Source organism: Rhodococcus sp. 06-156-4 (assembly GCF_002259345.1).
Classification (GTDB): Bacteria; Actinomycetota; Actinomycetes; order Mycobacteriales; family Mycobacteriaceae; genus Rhodococcoides; species Rhodococcoides fascians_E.
The window spans coordinates 1-18,238 of sequence record NZ_NPGB01000038.1 but is presented as its reverse complement, the minus strand read 5'-3'; the positions used below and the strand labels follow the sequence as shown (position 1 = coordinate 18,238).

At 62.3% G+C, this 18,238-nt stretch carries 10 protein-coding genes; 3 read left to right on the top strand and 7 right to left on the bottom strand.

Features of this window, described 5'->3' with window-relative positions; genetic code table 11:
* Window positions 1-10 precede the first annotated feature (10 nt).
* Genes CH290_RS27985 through CH290_RS27970 form a run of 4 tightly spaced genes read right to left on the bottom strand, consistent with a single transcriptional unit; the run spans window position 11 to window position 10,055 of the window.
* Window positions 11-1,633, bottom strand: coding sequence for a flavin-containing monooxygenase (locus CH290_RS27985; RefSeq protein ID WP_033188528.1), 1,623 nt, complete (start codon window positions 1,631-1,633; stop codon window positions 11-13).
* 1 nt (window position 1,634) lies between these two features.
* Window positions 1,635-2,372: a hypothetical protein gene (locus CH290_RS27980; RefSeq protein WP_052049304.1), complete on the bottom strand. Its 738-nt coding sequence runs from the start codon at window positions 2,370-2,372 to the stop codon at window positions 1,635-1,637.
* Window positions 2,372-8,659 carry a type I polyketide synthase gene (locus CH290_RS27975; protein WP_052049305.1) on the bottom strand — a complete coding sequence of 2,096 codons (6,288 nt, stop codon included), beginning with the start codon at window positions 8,657-8,659 and terminating at the stop codon, window positions 2,372-2,374. The genes CH290_RS27980 and CH290_RS27975 overlap by 1 nt, the downstream gene beginning before the upstream one ends.
* A complete protein-coding gene (locus tag CH290_RS27970) occupies window positions 8,652-10,055 on the bottom strand; it encodes a cytochrome P450 (RefSeq protein WP_230596631.1) in 1,404 nt (467 codons plus the stop codon). The genes CH290_RS27975 and CH290_RS27970 overlap by 8 nt, the downstream gene beginning before the upstream one ends.
* Before the next feature lie 187 nt (window positions 10,056-10,242).
* Here CH290_RS27970 and CH290_RS27965 point away from each other — a divergent pair, with 187 nt between their 5' ends.
* Both CH290_RS27965 and CH290_RS27960 read left to right on the top strand, forming a co-directional pair.
* Window positions 10,243-10,821, top strand: coding sequence for a TetR/AcrR family transcriptional regulator (locus CH290_RS27965; RefSeq protein WP_230591897.1), 579 nt, complete (start codon window positions 10,243-10,245; stop codon window positions 10,819-10,821).
* Entirely contained in the window at window positions 10,818-12,218 is a 1,401-nt protein-coding gene (locus tag CH290_RS27960; protein ID WP_032364850.1) for an MFS transporter, read from the top strand. Before CH290_RS27965 ends, CH290_RS27960 begins: the two co-directional genes overlap by 4 nt.
* Before the next feature lie 74 nt (window positions 12,219-12,292).
* On the opposite strand, the gene CH290_RS30575 is transcribed toward CH290_RS27960, so the two are convergent.
* The 3 genes from CH290_RS30575 to CH290_RS27945 form a co-directional block, all read right to left on the bottom strand.
* Window positions 12,293-12,607, bottom strand: coding sequence for a hypothetical protein (locus CH290_RS30575; protein WP_033188529.1), 315 nt, complete (start codon window positions 12,605-12,607; stop codon window positions 12,293-12,295).
* Window positions 12,608-12,966: 359 nt separating this feature from the next.
* Window positions 12,967-15,903, bottom strand: coding sequence for an NACHT domain-containing protein (locus tag CH290_RS27950; RefSeq protein ID WP_032394243.1), 2,937 nt, complete (start codon window positions 15,901-15,903; stop codon window positions 12,967-12,969).
* A 192-nt stretch (window positions 15,904-16,095) separates the two neighbouring features.
* Window positions 16,096-16,992: a hypothetical protein gene (locus tag CH290_RS27945; protein WP_032364853.1), complete on the bottom strand. Its 897-nt coding sequence runs from the start codon at window positions 16,990-16,992 to the stop codon at window positions 16,096-16,098.
* Between the two features lie 281 nt (window positions 16,993-17,273).
* On the opposite strand from CH290_RS27945, the gene CH290_RS27940 reads away from it, so the two are divergent.
* Window positions 17,274-18,011, top strand: coding sequence for a hypothetical protein (locus CH290_RS27940; protein ID WP_141214626.1), 738 nt, complete (start codon window positions 17,274-17,276; stop codon window positions 18,009-18,011).
* Window positions 18,012-18,238: the final 227 nt, after the last annotated feature.

Here is an 18,238-nt window from a genome sequence, read left to right as displayed (position 1 = left end):
ACGGGGGCTCCTAGGGGCGTGTGGCGGCCGAGACCGGTTGTGGGAGAAGTTGAAAGCCGGGGTAACCGTCTGCGGTTACTTGCTCGCAGCGGGCGGCGTAATCGGGGAACCCGATGAGGGGCATGAAGACCCTTTTCTTGCCGGGGATGTTCGCCCCGAGGTACCACGAGCCACACGAGGAGAGGAGAGTTCCGGCGGCGACGTCGGTGACGTGTCGACCCCAGTCGTGTTCGGCCTGTGGTGTGGCTTCGATGCTGTGGACGTGATGGTCGGTGAGGTGTTGCAGACAGGTTCTGATCCAGGTTGCGTGTTGATGAATTGCCACCAGCACGTTGGCCAGGACGGACGGGCTACCGGGGCCGGTCATGGTGAACAGGTTGGGAAAGCCGGAGGTGGCCAGGCCCAGGTAGCTGCGGGGGCCCTCCGACCACGCCTGGCGCAGCGTTCGACCGCCGCGGCCGCGGATGTCTATGCGTGTGAGAGCGCCGGTGATGGCGTCGTAGCCGGTGGCGAACACGAGGATGTCCAAGTCGTGCGAACTGTGTGTCGTCCGTAAGGCGGTCGGTGTGATCTCGGTGATCGGGTGGGATGCAATGTCGACGAGGTCGACATTGGGACGGTTGAACGTTTCGTAGTAGCCGTCGCCGAGGCAGATTCGTTTGCATCCCATGACGTGGCGAGGGGTGAGGGTTGCAGAGACTGCAGGATCGGCCACGGTCGAGCGGATCTTGGTGCGGACGAAGTCGGCGACGACCTCGTTTGCCGCAGGGTCGACGAGGAGATCTCCGAAGGAGCGTAGGAGCAGCGGCCCACCCCTGTTCCACAGGTGCTCGAACTGTGCTTCACGCTCTGTCTTCGAGAAATGGAACACCGAGTTCGGGTTGGTAGGAAACCGGGACAATCCGGCTGTGGGAACTGTGTTGTTGCGTGCACGAAATCCCGCGTAGTCGGCCTTGATTGCGGCTTGGAGCTGAGGGTCGAGCGGTTCGTCGCCTGCGGGCAAGGTGTAAGCAGGGGTGCGTTGAAAGACGGTGAGCTGACGAGCGTCTCGGGCGATCAGGGGGATGGCTTGTACCCCAGACGAACCGGTCCCGATCACACCGACTCGTTTGCCTCCGAGTGCCACGTGATGGTGGGGCCACCGTCCGGTGTGCAGGATGTCGCCTGCGAATGAGTCCAGGCCGGGGATCTCGGGCACGTTGGGTTCGGACAGGCAACCTGTCGCGGTGATGACGTACCGGGCGATGATTTCGTGTCCGGTATCGGTCCGGACGGTCCAGGAGGCGGTGGCGTCGGAGTAGACCATTTGTTGTACGCGCGTGTGGAACTCGATGTCGCGTTCGAGGTCGAAGCGATCCATCACGTGCTCGATGTAGCGCATGATTTCAGCTTGGTCGGCGTATCGCCGTGTCCATTCCCAATCTTGTTGCAGCTCATCGGAGAATTGATACGAGTACTCCAGGCTCTCCACATCGCAGCGCGCACCGGGATATCGGTTCCAATACCAGGTGCCGCCGGCATCACCTCCTGCCTCGTACACGCGGACGGTCAGGCCGATCGTGCGTACTTCGTGCAACATCTGCAGTCCTGCGAGCCCCGCACCCACGATCAGAACATCGACATGCTCGTCCATGTCATCGCTCCGTGCTCGTGTTCACGGTCTGCTGATATGGCATCTCCGATGACGGCGCGCGTTCGCTGCGAACTGCCGCGACGCTCGCCGCAGCAATCCAGACAATGACAGCGAACACACTGGCATAGGTGATGAAACCTCCCGCCTTGATGGGGCTCTCGGGTGCCAGGAGCGGAACGCAGCCCAAAATCTGCACCACGACGACGATCGCCGAGAGTGGTTTGAGAAATCCGGGCCATCCTGCGGCGGCGGTGGTGCACAGGGCTGCGGACACGACGATGACAGCGGCCGGGACGGCACTGAACATGAAGCCCAGTACGTAGGCATCGGAAAATGCGTGCAGTAGTGCGTGGGAGTCCGGGTCGGCGGCCCAGCCCGAGAAGATTTGGAACAGACCGAGATAGACCGTGGCGAACCCCACCCACGCCGTGCCGGCCGCCATCATCAGCATCGGCAGCGGACTGTGCGGTACTTCCCGCCGAAACCGCACGTACAGATAGCACAGGAACCACAGGGCGGCCATCAACGCGATGCCTGCGACGAACTGGTAGATGTATCCGCTGGTGGTGTGGGTGGCGTAGAAAGTCACCACCTCGTCCTCCGGTGAGCCGAAAGGCGGGATCGGTGCCAACACGAAGATCGTCGACGCCAACACCAGCAGGCTGATGATCCCACTTGCGGCGTGCACGATGTGGGGGCGGGTGCGATCGGTGTCGCGTTGGGATTGTGGAGTGTCCATTACTGCACCGCCTCGAGGTTGAGTTGTGCTGCGATGTGCAGGGCGAGCGCCGCGGGGCTGGAGTCTTGGCGCATCTGTTTGGGTGTGACCCGAATGTCGAATTCCCGGTTGATCCGGGTGCTGAGTTCGAGCGCCATCAGAGAGTCGAGGCCGTGGTCGCCCAGAGATCGGTCCGGGTCGAGTGCAGCAGCGTCGACGCGCAGAATCTCCGCGGCGTGTGCGGTGAGGATGCTCTCCAAAAATCGTTGCTGCGCTGGGGGTTCGAGATTCTGCAGTTCTGCCAACGAGGTAGATGCGGTCAGGTCGATCCCGCGTTCTGCGCCTCGATCGGCAGGGATGGCCGCGAAGAACGACGAGGTGCGAAGTTTGTCTGCGAGCATCGACTGCCACCCGGGGTCGAGGATCGGGAGGTAACCCGCGCGCGGCCGGTCGTAGCGTAGGAGCGCATCGCACGCGTGGAGGCCCTCGTCGGGGTCGATCATGGCGTTCCCGCGGTCGGCGAACATCGTGCCGCGCCCGTACTCGGCCCACGCTCCCCAGTTGACACTCAGAGCTGGCAAGCCGTGGTCCCGCCGCCACATCGTGAGGCCGTCGAGCAGTGCGTTCGCCGAGGCATAGCATGCCTGACCCGCGAAACCCACGAGTGCCGAGGCCGAGGAGAATCCGAACCACCAGTCGAGTTCACTGTGCGCACACGCCTCGTGCATCTTCAACGCGCCGTGCACCTTCGGTGCCCACACGCGCTCCATCAACGCATCGTCGACCGTGGTGATCGCGGCGTCGTCGACAACTGCTGCTGCATGAATGACCCCTCGCAGCGGCAGTCCGGTGGCGGTGGCAGCACGGACCAGGTCCGTGGCCGTGTCCCCGATCGCGATGTCTCCGCGAACGATCTCGATATCGGTTCCACCCGAACGCAACTCGTCGATGAGTGCCATCGCCTCGACCGAGGGCGCGGATCGGCCGTTCAAGACGACCCGTCCGGCACCGTGTTCGGCGAACCACCGCGCAAGGATGAGGCCGAGACCGCCCAAACCGCCGGTGACCACGTAGGAGCCGTCGGCGCGGATCACCGGTACGTCGTCGGGGCGGATCGCTGCGTGCCCCTCACCGTCCTGTGGAACGGTCAGAACGAGCTTGCCGATGTGATCTCCCGCAGCCAGGGTGCGGAACGCGGTGCTGGCATCGCTGAGCGGATAGGTGGTGTGCGGGGTCGGGGTGAGAGCGCCCGAGGCGAGCAGTTCGTGTACTTCGCGGAGGACATCGCCGAGTTCGTCGTAGGGCAGAACGCCCAAGTCGACACTGTGCAGAGAGATGTTGCGACGGAACGGGAACAGCCCGATCTTGGAGTCGGCGTAGATGTCCTTCTTGCCGAGCTCGACGAATCGGCCGCCGATGCGCAGCAGGTCCAAACCAGCTCGTTGCGCGGCGCCGGTGAGCGAGTTGAGTACAACGTCGACGCCCTCGCCGCCGGTGACGTCTCGGATCTGCTCGGCGAACGCGGTCGATCGAGAATTGAAGACACGTTCGATGCCCATGTCGCGCAGGTACTGCCGCTTGGCGGCGGTACCTGCGGTGGCATAGATGGTTGCGCCGAGGTGTCGAGCAACCGCGATCGCTGCGAGCCCCACTCCGCCGGTCGCCGAGTGGATCAATACCCGCTCACCGGGACGAATCCTGCTCAGCCGATGAAGCCCGTACCACGCAGTGGCGAACACGCTGGGCCGCGCAGCTGCAGCAGCGAACGTGACGTCGTCGGGAAGTCGGTTGACTTTGCATGCGGGGACCACTGCGAAAGACTCGAAGACGCCTGGATGCATTGCGGCCACGCGATCGCCGGGTCGGAATGTGGTGACCGATGATCCGGTGGAGACAACTGTTCCGGCGCAGTCGAATCCGAAGGGCATCGGTGCGCCGTCGACGGTCTTGTACAGACCCATCGCGTTGAGGACGTCGGCGTAGTTCACGCCGAGTGCCTCGACTGCGATCTCGATCTCGTCGGCCGCGGGCGGACGGGCGGTGGTTGCGACCAGTTCGAGGCTGCCGAGGTCGCCGGCGTGTTGGGGAGCGAGCGCGTAGCGATCACGCCCGAAACGAATGGGGCGGTGTCGGCGCTCGTTATCGCGCAGCGGGGCCACTTTCAGCCGCGCCAGGAAGAGTTCGCCGTCGCGTAATGCGATCTCGTCTGCGTCGTCGTCGGCGAGGAGGATCTGGGCCACCAGTGTGGGCTCGGCAGGGGATGACACATCGAGGTGACGGATACCGAGCTCGGGGTGTTCGTGACCGATCACTCGGCACAGGCCGCGTACCGCAGTCTGCTCGAGGTTGCGGCCGTCGCCGGAGCCGACCCTCTGAGCATCATGGGTCACCACCCACAATCGCGGCCGGTGTGTGTCGGTACGTTCGACGAGGACGCGAACGAGCTCGATGAGCTGTCGGATGCGGTCTTGGGCGCGCTGCGCAGTGTCGTGGTCTGCGGTGTTGGTCGGTGGGGCGCAGAGCACCACCACCTGATGCGGAGGATGCGCCGCTAGGTCGGCGTCGAGTGCGTCGGAGTCGGTGTGAAAGGCGCGAATATCGATGTCGTTGCCCAGCGCGGCTGCGAGGTCGACGGTCAGTGGGTCAGTGGTGCTTGCTTCGGTGAGGACGAGCCATCGCCCGGCCTGTGTTTGGGGCGCGGGGAGGTCGGCGCGTTCCCACTCGACGGTGAGGAGTCGTTCGGCCAGTCGCCGGTCTGCGGTGGCCAGCCGCACGCCGGTGGCTTCGGCGACGACGGTGCCGTCCTCGTCGAGCAGTGTTATGCCGCCGATCGCGAGCTGTTCGTCGAGATGGTGCAGTTGAGCAAGGCAGTAGCGAGCGTGGTGGGGGTTGCGGTGTACCCGCAGCGAACCAACTCCGGTGGGGAAGGCGTCGCGGATGAGGGCCGGGTGAGACGCCAAGGTCTGAAGGCAGCCATCCATCAGAACGGGGTGTAGGGAGTACGCGTCGACTTGGCTTCGCGCGGTGGCGGGAAGCGACACTTCAGCGAAGACGGTCTGCGCTGTACCGGTGTCGTCGGACAGGTGCAGCGCGGTCATCGCTGCGAACGCGGCTCCGTGGTGTACGCCAGCCCCGTGGAACTTGGCGTAGGCGTCTTTGGTGTCCAGAGGCGTCGGATGGGAGGCCAACAACTCGGCAACGTCGAGACGCTCGGGTTCGACGGGTGGCCTGATTCGGAGTGTGCCGCTGGCAAGGAGGGTCGATGCATCGCCGTCGTGGCGGGTCAGTGACTCGAACCGAACCGATTCGTGTCCCTCGGGCCGGGTGCGAGAGGACACCACAGTGTTCTCGTGGAGGTGAAGCATCTCGTGGATGACGAGATCGGTTATCTCGACGCTGCCCAGGTCGGCTGCGAAGACCGACTGTGCGGCGACAAGCCCCATCTCGCAGTAGCTCGCACCGGGCAGTGCTGGCTGATCATGGACCTGATGATCGTCGAGGTACTGCAGATCGCGGCCACTCATGGTGGCCTGCCATCGGTGCTCGTCATCGGCGTCTATCGGTGTCATGTGGACGCCGAGCAGCGGATGAGCGTCGACGCTGGCTCCGGGCTTTTTCACGTGCAGGGCCAGGACGCCGAGATCTTCTCCTGCCCAGGTGGGAAGTGGAACGTCGACCAGCTGACCAGAGGGGTATACGCGCTCCCAGTCGACGGTGACGCCGCTGCAGTGCAGGTCCGACAACTGGGGGAGCAGGCCCAGTGACTGGTCTCCGTCGCGGCGCAGCGTTCCGATAGCGGTGGCATCTCGACCGATCGATGTCGCGGTCTCGGTGATGGCGTAGGTCAGGAGTGGATGTGGTGAGAGCTCGACGAAAATTCGGTGCCCGTCCAGCACCGCGGCAGTCACGGCATCTGCGAAACGCACCGGCCGCCTGAGGTTGTCGACCCAGTACCCGGCATCGAAGGCCGCGGGTTTTCTCGGATCTTCGAGCACAGTGCTGTAGACCGGAATCTTCGCGGCGTCGGGGGCGAGGCATTCGAGCTGTAGCGCGACATCGTCGAGAATCGAGTCCACGTGCGGTGAGTGGGATGCATAGTCGACGGCAATGGTTCGCGCATGAAGATCGCGCGCGTCCCACTCGGTGACCAATTGCTTGACCCGGGCGGGGTCTCCCGCAACCACGGTGGAAGTGGGGGACACGATGACCGCGACGGTGACGTCGTCGATTCCGGCGGCCTCGAGCTCAGCGGCGACCTGCAGGTGGGGTAGCTCGATTGTGGCCATCGCGCCGCCGCCGGCGATCCGGGTGACCAATTGGGAACGCCGGCAGATCACCTTGACGCCGTCGTCGAGGGTGAGCGCGCCGGCGACAACGGAAGCCGCGGCTTCGCCGAGCGAGTGGCCGATGACCGCGGCTGGCTCCACGCCACGTGAGCGCCACGCCGCCGCGAGAGCAACTTGCACGGCGAAGATGGTCGGCTGGATCTTCTCGATCCCGGTCACGGTCTCGTCGGCCACGAGTTCACCACGTACCGAAAACCCTGCTTCGCGCGCGATGAGCGGCTCGAGTTCATCGATCATGGCTGCGAACGCCGGTTCGGTGGAGAGCAGTTCGCGCCCCATTCCCGCCCATTGAGACCCTTGCCCGGAGAACACCCACACCGGTGCGCCGCCGTGGCTGCCGATGGCAGCACTGACCACACCCGTCGCGGGTTGCAAGGCTGCAATGCTGCGCAGTTGGTCGGTCAGTTCCTCATGTGAGGCCGCAAGTGCGACAAGACGTTCGGTGCGATGTTCGCGGTGGCGTGCGAGCGTGGTGCCGATGTCGGTGAGCGAAGCGTGAGCGCCGGGGCCCGTCAACCACTGCGCCACGCGGCCGGCTGTCTGTGCCAGGGCCTGGGGTGTGCTGGCCGAGAGCAAGATCGGCTGGGCTGTCGTACTGTCTGCGGGTTCGTCTGCGCTGGGTGCCGTCGCTGCAGCTTCTCCGACAACGACGTGAACGTTGGTTCCGCTGAACCCGTATGACGAGACTGCGGCCAGCCGAGGTGATCCCGGGTTGTCCCATTCTGTCAGCTCGGTCGGAACGTACAAGCGGGTGTCTTCGGAGGATATGTCGGGATTCCATGACGTGAAGTGCAGATTTCCTGGAATCTGCTTGTTGCGCAACGACATCACGGTCTTGATCAGCCCTGCGAGACCCGATACCGACTCGGTGTGCCCGATATTGGTCTTCACCGACCCGAGAGCGCATGGTGTGTCGCCGTTTCCGTAGACGGCAGACAAGGCTTGGAATTCGACCGGATCGCCCGTGGGGGTTCCCGGGCCGTGCGCTTCGACGAACTCGACATCTGACGGGTCTACGCCCGCCACACGGAGTGCACTGCGCTGCACGGCTTCTTGAGCTGAGGCGGATGGGACGACGATGTTGTCGGATCGGCCATCGGAGTTCGCCGCCGACCCACGTATGACCGCCAGGACACGGTCACCGTCGCGCTCGGCGTCGTCGAGGCGTTTGAGGGCGATCACCGCGCACCCTTCGCTGCGTACGAATCCGTCTGCCGCAGCGTCGAATGCCGCGCATCGTCCGTTGGGTGAGAGCATCGACCACTGCGAAAACAGCACGCCGACCTCGGGACCGAGCTGCAGCATGGCCGCGCCGGCCAGGACGAGATCGGTTTCTCCAGAACGCAGGCTCTGGCATCCCAGGTGCACCGACAGCAGCCCCGATGAGCATGCGGTGTCCACCGCAACCGAGGGGCCGTGAAGCCCGAGGAGGTAGGACACGCGACCTGCTCCCACAGAATGGGCATTGCCGGTCATGACGTACGGGTTGTCGACCAACGAATCGTCGAAGGTGCGCAATAGATAGTCGTGGTGGGCGAGACCGAAAAAGACACCGGTCTGCGAGTCTTTGAGTGAGCCCGGAGCGATGCCTGCGTGTTCGAGTGCTTCCCAGGACATTTGGGTCAGTAGACGGTGCTGCGGGTCCATCGCTTCGGCTTCGTATTCGGTGATGCCGAAGGCCGTGGTATCGAAGCCACCGATGTTGTCGAGAAAGCCGCCCCATCGAGAGACGGTGCGACCGAGGACGCCGGGCTGCGCGTCGTAGACGTCGTCGGCGGCCCAGCGTTCGGGCGGGACCTCGCTCACGGCATCGCCGCCACTGGCCAGAAGATTCCACAGTGCGTCGGGGGAATCGACACCGCCGGGGAACCGGCAGCCGATTCCGACAATGGCGATGGGGTCTACGGTGGCTGCGTGTCGGTCGGGGCTGTTGGTAGCGTGCTGCACGGTGAGATCAGACATGGTTGAGCTCGCTTCTGTCCGAGGTGACGGGGGTGACGATCATGGGGAGGCTGTTCGGGCGTGGCATCGCCGCCGCGACGCGGCGCACGGTGTGGCGGGGAGCCGGAATCAGTCGCCACCGTCCGAGGATCGTTGCCAGTGCAATGACCGCTTTGGCCTGGGCGTAGGACTCGCCTATGCACCGGCGATTGCCCTCGCCGAACGGGAGGAAGGCGGTGCGGTCGGGTAGCTGGTCGCGGTCGACGAGCCACCGCTCCGGACGAAAGGAATCCGGGTCGGTGAAGGCGGATCCGTCGCGGTGCAGGTCGATCTGGCTGAACATGATGTCCGCGCCTGCGGGGAGCTCGACCCCGTCGATGACGACATCGGTCTCGGCGCGGCGGAAGAGCATCAGCAGTGAATATCGACGAAGCACTTCGTTCACCACGGCGCGGGTGTAGGTGAGGTCGTCGATGTCGGTGAACTCGGCCGGCCGGCCGTCGAGCACTGTGCGCAACTCGGTACGGAGTGTGCGTTCGACGTCCGGGTGTTGGGCAATCTCATGGAATGCCCACGTCAGCGTCGCTGCGGTTGTTTCCGTGCCCGCCATCATGATCGACACCAGTTCGTCTCGGATGAGGTCTTCGCTCATCGCCTCGCCGGTGTCGGGATCTCGGGCAGCGCGAAGGTGGGAGAGCAGATCTGCGCCGTCTCCGCTCTGGTCGGTGCGCACGACGTGATCGACTGCTCCGCGCAGGCGGTCGGCTGCGCCCATGAATCGCCTGTCGAATCCCGACGCCTTGCACAACCAGGACGGCAGGACTGTGCGGGCGACCATGCCGTAGGTGAAGATCGGTAACGATCGAATAATCTCTTGCACAACGTCTTTGGGTAGGCTTCCGGTGAACATCGATCGCGCGATGGTGGTCAGCGTGAGCTCTACCATTGCTTTTTGCACGATGACTCGCTGTCCGGGAACCCAGGATTCGGCGAGGGCATGGGATTCGGCGGTCATGATCTTGGCGTACGAGGCAATCATCTGCTTGTGGAACAGGGGCTGGATCAAGCGACGCTGCCGCCGGTGTAGCGCGCGGTCAGAGGCCAGTAAACCGTTGCCGCTCAATGGATGTACGGCTTCCCACACCATTCCTTTGCCGAACGAGCGGGCGTCTTTCACGAGGACGTGGTGGGCCAGCCGTGCGGTGGTGAAGAAGTAGATCGGACGCTTGCCGATGAAAATCTGAACCATGTCGCTTTGCGCGCGCAGGTCGGCGAAGAAGTCGAAGGGGTTGCGCATCAGCGGAAATATGTGGCCGAGCATGGGCCACTTACCGGGTGCGACCGGTACCGCTCGGGTGGGCGGGCCGTCGTGCGTTTGCTCAGTTCCGGTGTACGGGCATTGCGATCCAGGCTGCATCGATGAGTCGCTACTGCTCAAGGTGTGTCTCCGACCAAATCAGGCCTGAAGCCGAGTACCAGCTCCAGGGCGTGGATGTCGAGCGATTCGGGAAGCGAGGCTGTGTGATCAATGGCACTGTACAAGTTACTCCGGCTAAGTGTAAGTAGTTAGTCATTACTAATTTGTAAAAGTTAGGATCGGTGGCATGGACCAACAGCGGAAAATGAGCGGCGCGGACCGGAGACAGCAGGTTCTGCAGATGGCCGCAGACGAATTCGCAAACGGTGGACTACACGGAGCATCGACAGAGTCGATCGCCCGGCGGGCCGGAATCACCCAGGCCTACATCTTCCGAATATTCGGCACCAAGAAAGCACTGTTCCTCGAGGTCATGACCGCGTCGTTCGAACGGCTCACCGAGGGCATGCGCGAAGCCGCCGGCGACGCGACCGGGCAGGACGCACTGGCCCTGATGGGTGCCCGATACAACGACATGCTGACCGATCGCAGCGCGCTGCTGCTCCAGCTACAGGGGTTCGCCGCGTGCGGCGACCCCGAAGTCCGCGACGCGGTCCGGAACAGTTTCGGGCGCATGTGGAAGACCGTCGCCGACATCACCGGGCTCGACGCCGTCACCATCAAGGCCTTCCTGGCCTTCGGGATGCTCCTGAACAATGCCGCTGCCCTGCAGGTATCCGAATTGGAGGAGCCATGGTCCGAAGGCGTGCGAACACGCATTCAGTCCGGTCTGTTCGATCACATCACCAGCGAGACCAACCGATGAGCGCCGACGCGGTCACTCACGAGTCCCAACCGCCGAAGCTGCTGGTTCCATCGTTGGTGTTCATAGCGCTCGTGGTCGCCGCGGTAGGAAGCCTCGGGGCACCACTGATCACCAGTGTCGCCACCACACTGCACGTATCACTTGCCAGCGCCCAGTGGACTCTGACCATCACGTTGCTGGCCGGAGCCATCGCGACCCCTGTCCTCGGACGACTCGGTGCAGGCCCCCACAGACGAGCAACCATCCTCGCGACCCTCGCCGTCGTGGTGACCGGCAGTGTCCTCACCGTGATCCCACTGCCGTTCGCATGGCTGCTCGTCGGACGCACCGCACAGGGAGTCGGTCTCGGCCTGACCGCCCTCATGATGGGCGTCGCCCGCGATCACCTCCCCAAAGAAAAATCGGCCTCCACCATCGCCTTGGTCTCCGTCGCGTCGACCATCGGCATCGGCATCGGTTATCCACTGGCCGGCCTTCTCGTCGAGGTCGGCGGCCTTCGAGCTGCATACGGACTCGGGGTGGTCGTGACCGTGATCGCGTTCCTGGCTGCCTATCGCAGCATCCCGGCCTCACCCGCTGGCCGGTCGGCTCACGTGGACCTGCCCGGCGCAGCACTGCTGGCCGCAGCGCTGTTTCTGGTGCTGTTTCTCGCCAGCGAGACCAGCCTGTGGGAAAGTCACCTCACCGGTGCCCTGGTACTCGCAGTGATGGCAATCGTGCTCCTCGCCGGATGGACACTGATCGAACGTCGCACCAGAGAACCCCTGGTCGACATTCGATTGCTACGGCACCCGGCAGTCGCGGGAGCGAACGTCGCAATGTTCATCGGCGGCATCGGCATGTACCTCTTGCTCACCCTGATCACTCGCTACGCACAAACCCCCAGCAGCACTGGATACGGATTCGGCCTGACCACTTTCGTCGCCGGACTCGTCCTCGTGCCATTTTCCGCGCTCGGATTCGTCGCGGGCAAAGTGACACCGCGGGCACGTGAACGCATCGGTGCCCCTTTGGTTCTCGCGGCCAGCGCGGTGATTGTTCTCATATCGTTCGTGATCTTTGCGACGGCACGCACGAACATCGTCGAGCTATTGGTTGCAATGGCCATCCTGGGCTTCGGCGTGGGTAGCTTCTCCTCGGCGATGCCCGGCGTCATCCTCGCTGTCACCCCTAAAGACGAGACATCGAGTGCAATGAGCGTCAACCAAGTCGTTCGCAGCGTCGGATTCTCCCTCGGCAGCGCTACCGGCGGACTCATGCTCGCGGCCGGCACGACCGGTGAGTTCCCCAACGACGGCGCGTATACCGTCGCGGCGTGGATCGGAGCCACGGTCATGGCCGTCACTGCTATCACATGCATTGTCCTGCATCGGAGGTCGCCGCAACGCGCATCGTGAACACGGACACCCACCCGGCCCGCCCAGAGAAGGAAACTGGGCGAGCCGGGTGGCTGCGCGTACGGGTTTCAAGACTAAGTCGAGAGGTTGCGACTGGTGCGCAGGAAACCTGTCATGTACTCGATCAACGTCCAACCCCCGGACTCGTCATATGAGTTGCTGCTGGACAGATGTCCGAGCGGATACGACTCGACCGCAATCGGTGCGATCTCAGCGGGTCGAATCGACCCCACGCCGAATAGGGCCATCCGCCTGCGTCGAACGTCCTGACGAACCCGGTAGAGGGTGCCGTCGACACCGACTGCGTGCGGATCGCGCATCTGCATGAACGACCAACCGATGACCGATGACTCGAAGATCTGGCGACCGTTCCAGCACGTCCGATTCAAGAAATCAGCATCGATATAGGGGCCTAGGGCCGGCACCGGGCGAGGCGAAACCCCGTACTCCTGTGCCAATCTCACGAACTCAGTGACAGCCAGCCAGCCCTCGGCTTCTTCTCGAGACTCCCGCTCGCGAACCATCTTCAAGCGGGCCCGCTCGGCGTCATCGAGACCATGGATATTGTCCTCTATGCCCACGCGCTTCACCGATCCTTATGCATGAGCTCGACGGCGTTCTCCTGCAGTGAGTCCGCTATCGACCTCAGTTTTGGAGTTGGCCTGATCCAGTGACTGGATGAGTGTCATGATCGAGAGAGTACCTCGTGGATACGAGTCGAAGTGTATGTCGCACGTGCTGTCGATGTTCATATCTGTGTGGCTGCTGGGAAATCGGCCCCGAACTCGTCGATAACGGCAGGACCGACAGGTCTGCGAGCGACAAGGGGACGCAGCAATTGTTGAATGGTGGCCGTGATCGGCCAGTGCTCGACTGGTAGCGAGTCGAGCAGTAGGGTCACGGCGGTTTCTGTGTCTGGGTCGTCCATGACGGCGGATAGCCCGTTGAGGATTATGGGCGTAGTTCGGTCGATCAAAATGGTCAGTGTTCCGAACTCGTGGTCCACGAACGTTTCTACAGTGGAAAAAGAGACGAGGAATGTGTCGAATTTTTGGTACTGAGCGTCGTTGAGCCCGAATCGATCTTGGGTCTCCAGCTCCGCGGTCAAGATATCATAGATCGCTATTCCGTTTAGGGGTGGTCCATCAGCTCGGTGCGCCGCGCGTTTATCCGAGACGGGGGTGGCCCACTTAGTGACCGCTTGCATCGTTTGGGGTGGTAATTCGTTGTTTCTAAGGATGAAGTCAGCTTTGTGAAAAGTCTGTTTGCTATTCCGAAGTGCTCTGAGGAGAAAGTAGGCATTGATCTGTCGGATGCCCCGTCCGCGAAGTGCGGCAGTCAGTTCGGTGAACACAGGAGTCAGGTCATCGCTGTTGCACGCGTGTGACAGTGCTATTGCAAGACCATTGAAGTCCTGTCCGGGGTAGCTGTCGAGGCAACTTATCGCTGCGCTTATGTAGGCCCTTCGGGAACTGGGTGCTCTGGAAGCGAAGCCGTCATCGAGGACGTTGCAGGCCAGCATAGGGGCTGTTGGGACCGTCTCGTGGAGGCCGCCACTTCGGCGATCGCAGGCGGTGACTAGCTGCACCAGATCATTTTGTAGATGTTCGCGTTCTTTGAAGATTCGGCCGGCGGCCAAAAGCCATGTGTTTCGCCAATGGGGGTGGTGGGCGGTGAGTTGAAGCAGGGCGAGGACTTTCGTGTCTTGTCCCATCGTCAGCGCGTTTGCTCCCATCAGTTCTTGCATACTGCGAACTTCGAATCCTACTCGGTCGTCAGTAGGGACGAGTAGAACCAGTCGGTGCGTGGCAGCCCTGACCAGTCTGCTCGCTATAGAGCTCACGTCTCGGGGACCGAACTCCTGGGTGATGAGTCGGGTCCGCACTATCTCGTCGAGTCTCGACGCAGGCATTGTTGCTTCCGAGCGGCTGCTGCTTTCGGCGGCCACGTGCAGTTCGAGCGCGACTTGGCAGTGCAAATGGAAGACATCGGGTCGATGTTCGTTGAGCAGTGCGGACAGGCCATGGACCCCAGGCTTGTCAATTTCCCGTTGATAGACGGTTCGGTAATACAGCTCGAAGAGGCTGTAGCGGTCGAGCGGTAGGGTCCCGAAGCTTTCGACAATGAACGACATGATCGTCACTTGCAGTGGGGTTTCCATCAGCCGTGCTGTGTTCGGGTCTTTGGCCGCGGTTCGTAGCCTGCGTAGGACGGTGTCGCGTCTTTCGGCGTCGTCAGCCAGCCTCAACCGAACGAGGTCGGTTCCGAATCGTTGCGATTGCGTGGAATTGAGGCGACTCAACGTGAGCTCGGTGAACAAGTCGCTATCGAAGCGTTCGTCGTAGCCCAAAGGCCGAGTTGTGGAGACCAGCAGTAGGTCTGCGTCGAGCTGGTCCGCAGCTTCCATGAAATCGGTGATCCGTTCGATCAGGAGTCGACGCATGGAAGCTGCGCTCACCTCGTCGAGACCGTCGAGTACGACGATCCACGGCCATATGCGTAACCACCCTTCAAGATCGCCGGGACTGAGAGTGCGACCGGCGCGGTTGCCGATGACTTTTGAGAGGTATCCGAGGACACTCAAATCCGGGACCGACGACAGTTCGTCTGCGTACAGTGCGAGGTCGATGCGGATGGGCCAACGGAGGTTTCGTGGCTTTGTGATTCCTGAGCGTTCCATCGCGCTCTGCGTGGCCGAGGTGATTGTGGCAACTTCGGGTGTCATGTCACCGCGGGACAGAAGGCCGCTGCGGTAGATCTGTGCGATCAGTGCGCTGAGTGTTGTTTTGCCCTGTCCGGGTCCGCCGATGATGACCCAGTGCGGTCGTCGTACGCGGTCTTGGAGGCCGCTGCGGAGGACTTGATCGGCGTGCTCGATGATGTGCGCAATTGTCTGCACATCGTGGGGGTGTCCGTCCGGACTCTCGTAGCGTCCTGGCAGGTCGCGTCCCGCTTCTTCTAGCTTTGCTCGTTGGCCTGCTGTTGCTCCAGATTCCGAGAATCGAACCCAGTGCTCGTTTCGGAGGCATTGTGCCGCATGAAGTCTCATAGCGGGTCCGAGATCGGAAGAACTGCTTCCTGGTGCAGTGTTGGCACCGATACAGGCGAGAACATCCCCGATCGTTAGAAGGGCAGGGAATGCATAGCGGACACTCGGGTGCCCGTCGATTAGCGCGGTGATCTGCGCATGGTGCCAGATGCGGATGGCGCGAATCCCGAGGCCGTGAATGGGGTCCTTGTCATCGTGGAGCCTGCCGAGCAGGTAGTTGTTCAGTTGATCGATGCCACCGGAGACTCCATTGCTCGACAATCTGACATTTGAGGCGAACACCATGTAGTCAGGTGGACGCATACGCGACCCTTTGTCCATGGCTTCGACCCACCGGAGCAATTCGGCGTCAATTTGCTTCTTGAACCAGACGAGGTTCGATGCCGGGTCACCCTGGTCGTAGTGGAACTTTGCTTGGAATACGGTGTACCCGGTCCAGTGTTCGTGCACGTGATCGTCTGTGCCGGCGGACCAGTCAATCGTGCCGGCGTAGGTCGCTTCGCGGCCTCCGTCGGGGCCGTCGCCGAAGGCTTCTATCCCGGCCCCGATTGCTCGGACGCACAGCGCAACGACGAGCTGCTCGAAGGGCCGGCTTCCCAGCTGATTGATGTCGTAGTCCGGCACAGGATCAATCATGCCCTCTATGGCTTGTCCGGCCCTGTGTATTTGAGTGGAGGCGCACCCAAGGCAGAATCTGGTGCAGCCCGACGAAAACGGGCGTGCGAAGCGATCGGGCGGCCCCCGGCCTGTCCTTTACCGACCGACAGAATGTCGATCCCTGGCGGTTCAACAGCTGGCCGGGCGGGTGCAGACCGCGCGAGTTGGCCATTAAGGGAGCCATTCTGGAGCTCCGAAGCGATGAATGAATTCCAGGTCCAGCTGCTGCAGATGGGGTGCTTGTTGGAGGCCGATGACGCGGGTGGCTGCAAGCCAACAGCTGTCCGGGTCCGATCGCTTGAGAATCAGATCTTGATGCCACTGGCCATTGCGTGCGGTGAAAAAGATCCTCCAGTACGCCGAGTCCGGGAGGCTGATATTCACGTTGTAGTACTCGGCCGGCGCGACGAGGTTCCCCCAGTCGAGGCGGTGTAGATCGGTGCCGGGACTGACATTCATGTCGACGATTCTCAGCGATAGGTCGTAGAGGGGATACTGACCGTCCTTGAGAACTGCGGCGTGTTGAGCGGTGCCTGCCTTCATGTCATAGGTAGAAAGCATGAAACGGGCGGTGGTGTCGCCGCCGGTCTGGTTGCCGTTAACTCGATCGTCTGAGTTCTCGTCTTCGAGATAGAACTGGCGGCGTACAGGGCCCATGCGGGGCATGTCAAGGATCGCTACGCACCGTTCGAGGTGGTAGAGCTCGACATCGCAAGACGCAAGGTTGGAAAGTTTGGTTCGCTCTCCGACCGTCAGAGCTTGGTTGGTTACAAAGACAATGCCGTTGGCACCGTTGGTGGCCACGCCGGCAACGTCTCCCAGAAATTTCTTCTTGACTGCGCTGAAAGTTTTTCTGGTGTTCGGAAAATAGGCCGCCATGACCCATTTCTTGCCGTCGCGGTGGGCTATTGCGTCGTGGGCATTGTCGGGACCGCCCATCGGCTGAGAGGGGTCGAGGTTTTTGAAGTCGTCTGCGAGAAGGATCTGGGCAGCGAGGCGCTCCGACAGTTGTCCGTGCGTCCAGTCGCGGAGTCGGTGCAGCGTTTCATCGGGCCTTTTCGGTGCCATGTCAGTCGATCTCCTGTAGGGAAAGTTGAGCAGTCCTATTCTGTCAGGCTCGGTAAAATCGCCTGCGCACTCGGTCCCCGGCACCGAGTGCGTCGGGGACAATTGCGGCTGCTGCCGGGTTGCGTCCTGCTGATAGTTGTGATCCCAAACGCTCTGTTTATCAACATGTTTCGATGACTCTTACGTCTTCCAGTGCAAGTGTTTCGATGGTAGATTCAGAGGCGTTCTGTTGATCGGCGGACTGACCATCCGTCACCCGAATTGAGAGGCTGAAATCTGCCATGACATCGATCGTCGATTCAGTGTTACCAGTTGCGTCCGTGCTCGAGGTGGCCTTCGACAATGGGTCTCTAGGGGGTGCCGACTGGTCGAACCGGGCCGTCGTGCTCGAGGCCTTGCCAAAGCCCCTGGTTGCGGGATACCCCGCAGAGGGGACCTATGTGCAGATAAGTGATGGACGCGGCGGTATCGCCGCGTCAGGATGGTTCTCGGTCGATGAGCGCAATGCCACCGAGACCCATGCAAGCGTTGCTGTCGTGTGGCGTGAGCCGTTGATGGCCGTGGAGCACACCTACAAGAGCTGGACGGGGTTGGTGCGTCCACGTGACATCTCACCGGTCACTGTGTCACCTGGGGTCGCTCCCGCATGGTTCGGTGAGTACGTGCGGCCGATCCACGAACGGGCCGCCGTCGAACGGACCTTGCAGGCCGTACGCGAGAGCGCCAATACCGAGCGTGCGAACCATCACGAGTGGATCAGGCGGCTGAATGAGTCTGCATGCGAATGGGCGGACGAGAACAGTCTGTGCAGCGAGTTCGAGAGGTTCTGCGAACAGTGGGGGTTCGAAGGCCGAGAACGTGATTTCGATGTAGAAGTGGATGTCACAGTTTCATTAACAATGACGCGATCGGCGCGTAGCCAAGAAGATGCGGACGAGTCCGTAGATCTGGACGATGTACGGCAGCATCTACGGGACAATTTCTCGTATCTCGATGTGAATTTCACTGTGGGGGAGTAGTAGCCGTACCACAGTGGGGTGCGCGCAGCGTGCCCCACTGCGGTAGCGGTTGATCGGCCGGGGCGCGCAGCGGTCCGAAGGTTGTACCGATACGAAAGATATTGTCAGACAATCAAGATAGGTGATTCGTTGGCCGTTGGCGCGCAGCGCCCGGCAAGGAAAGTCCGCACTAGGCCGCCTTGGCGGCCGGCTTCTGGCGGTGGGCGCGCAGCGCTCACCGGAGCCAC

Bases quoted from the DNA above. Each gene is read 5' to 3' on its own strand.
- CH290_RS27940 (WP_141214626.1), top strand. From the start codon at position 17,274: ATGACATCGATCGTCGATTCAGTGTTACCAGTTGCGTCCGTGCTCGAG.
- CH290_RS27965 (WP_230591897.1), top strand. From the start codon at position 10,243: ATGGACCAACAGCGGAAAATGAGCGGCGCGGACCGGAGACAGCAGGTT.
- CH290_RS27975 (WP_052049305.1), bottom strand. From the start codon at position 8,659: ATGTCTGATCTCACCGTGCAGCACGCTACCAACAGCCCCGACCGACAC.
- CH290_RS27945 (WP_032364853.1), bottom strand. From the start codon at position 16,992: ATGGCACCGAAAAGGCCCGATGAAACGCTGCACCGACTCCGCGACTGG.
- CH290_RS27970 (WP_230596631.1), bottom strand. From the start codon at position 10,055: ATGCAGCCTGGATCGCAATGCCCGTACACCGGAACTGAGCAAACGCAC.
- CH290_RS27985 (WP_033188528.1), bottom strand. From the start codon at position 1,633: ATGGACGAGCATGTCGATGTTCTGATCGTGGGTGCGGGGCTCGCAGGA.
- CH290_RS27950 (WP_032394243.1), bottom strand. From the start codon at position 15,903: ATGATTGATCCTGTGCCGGACTACGACATCAATCAGCTGGGAAGCCGG.
- CH290_RS27980 (WP_052049304.1), bottom strand. From the start codon at position 2,372: ATGGACACTCCACAATCCCAACGCGACACCGATCGCACCCGCCCCCAC.
- CH290_RS27960 (WP_032364850.1), top strand. From the start codon at position 10,818: ATGAGCGCCGACGCGGTCACTCACGAGTCCCAACCGCCGAAGCTGCTG.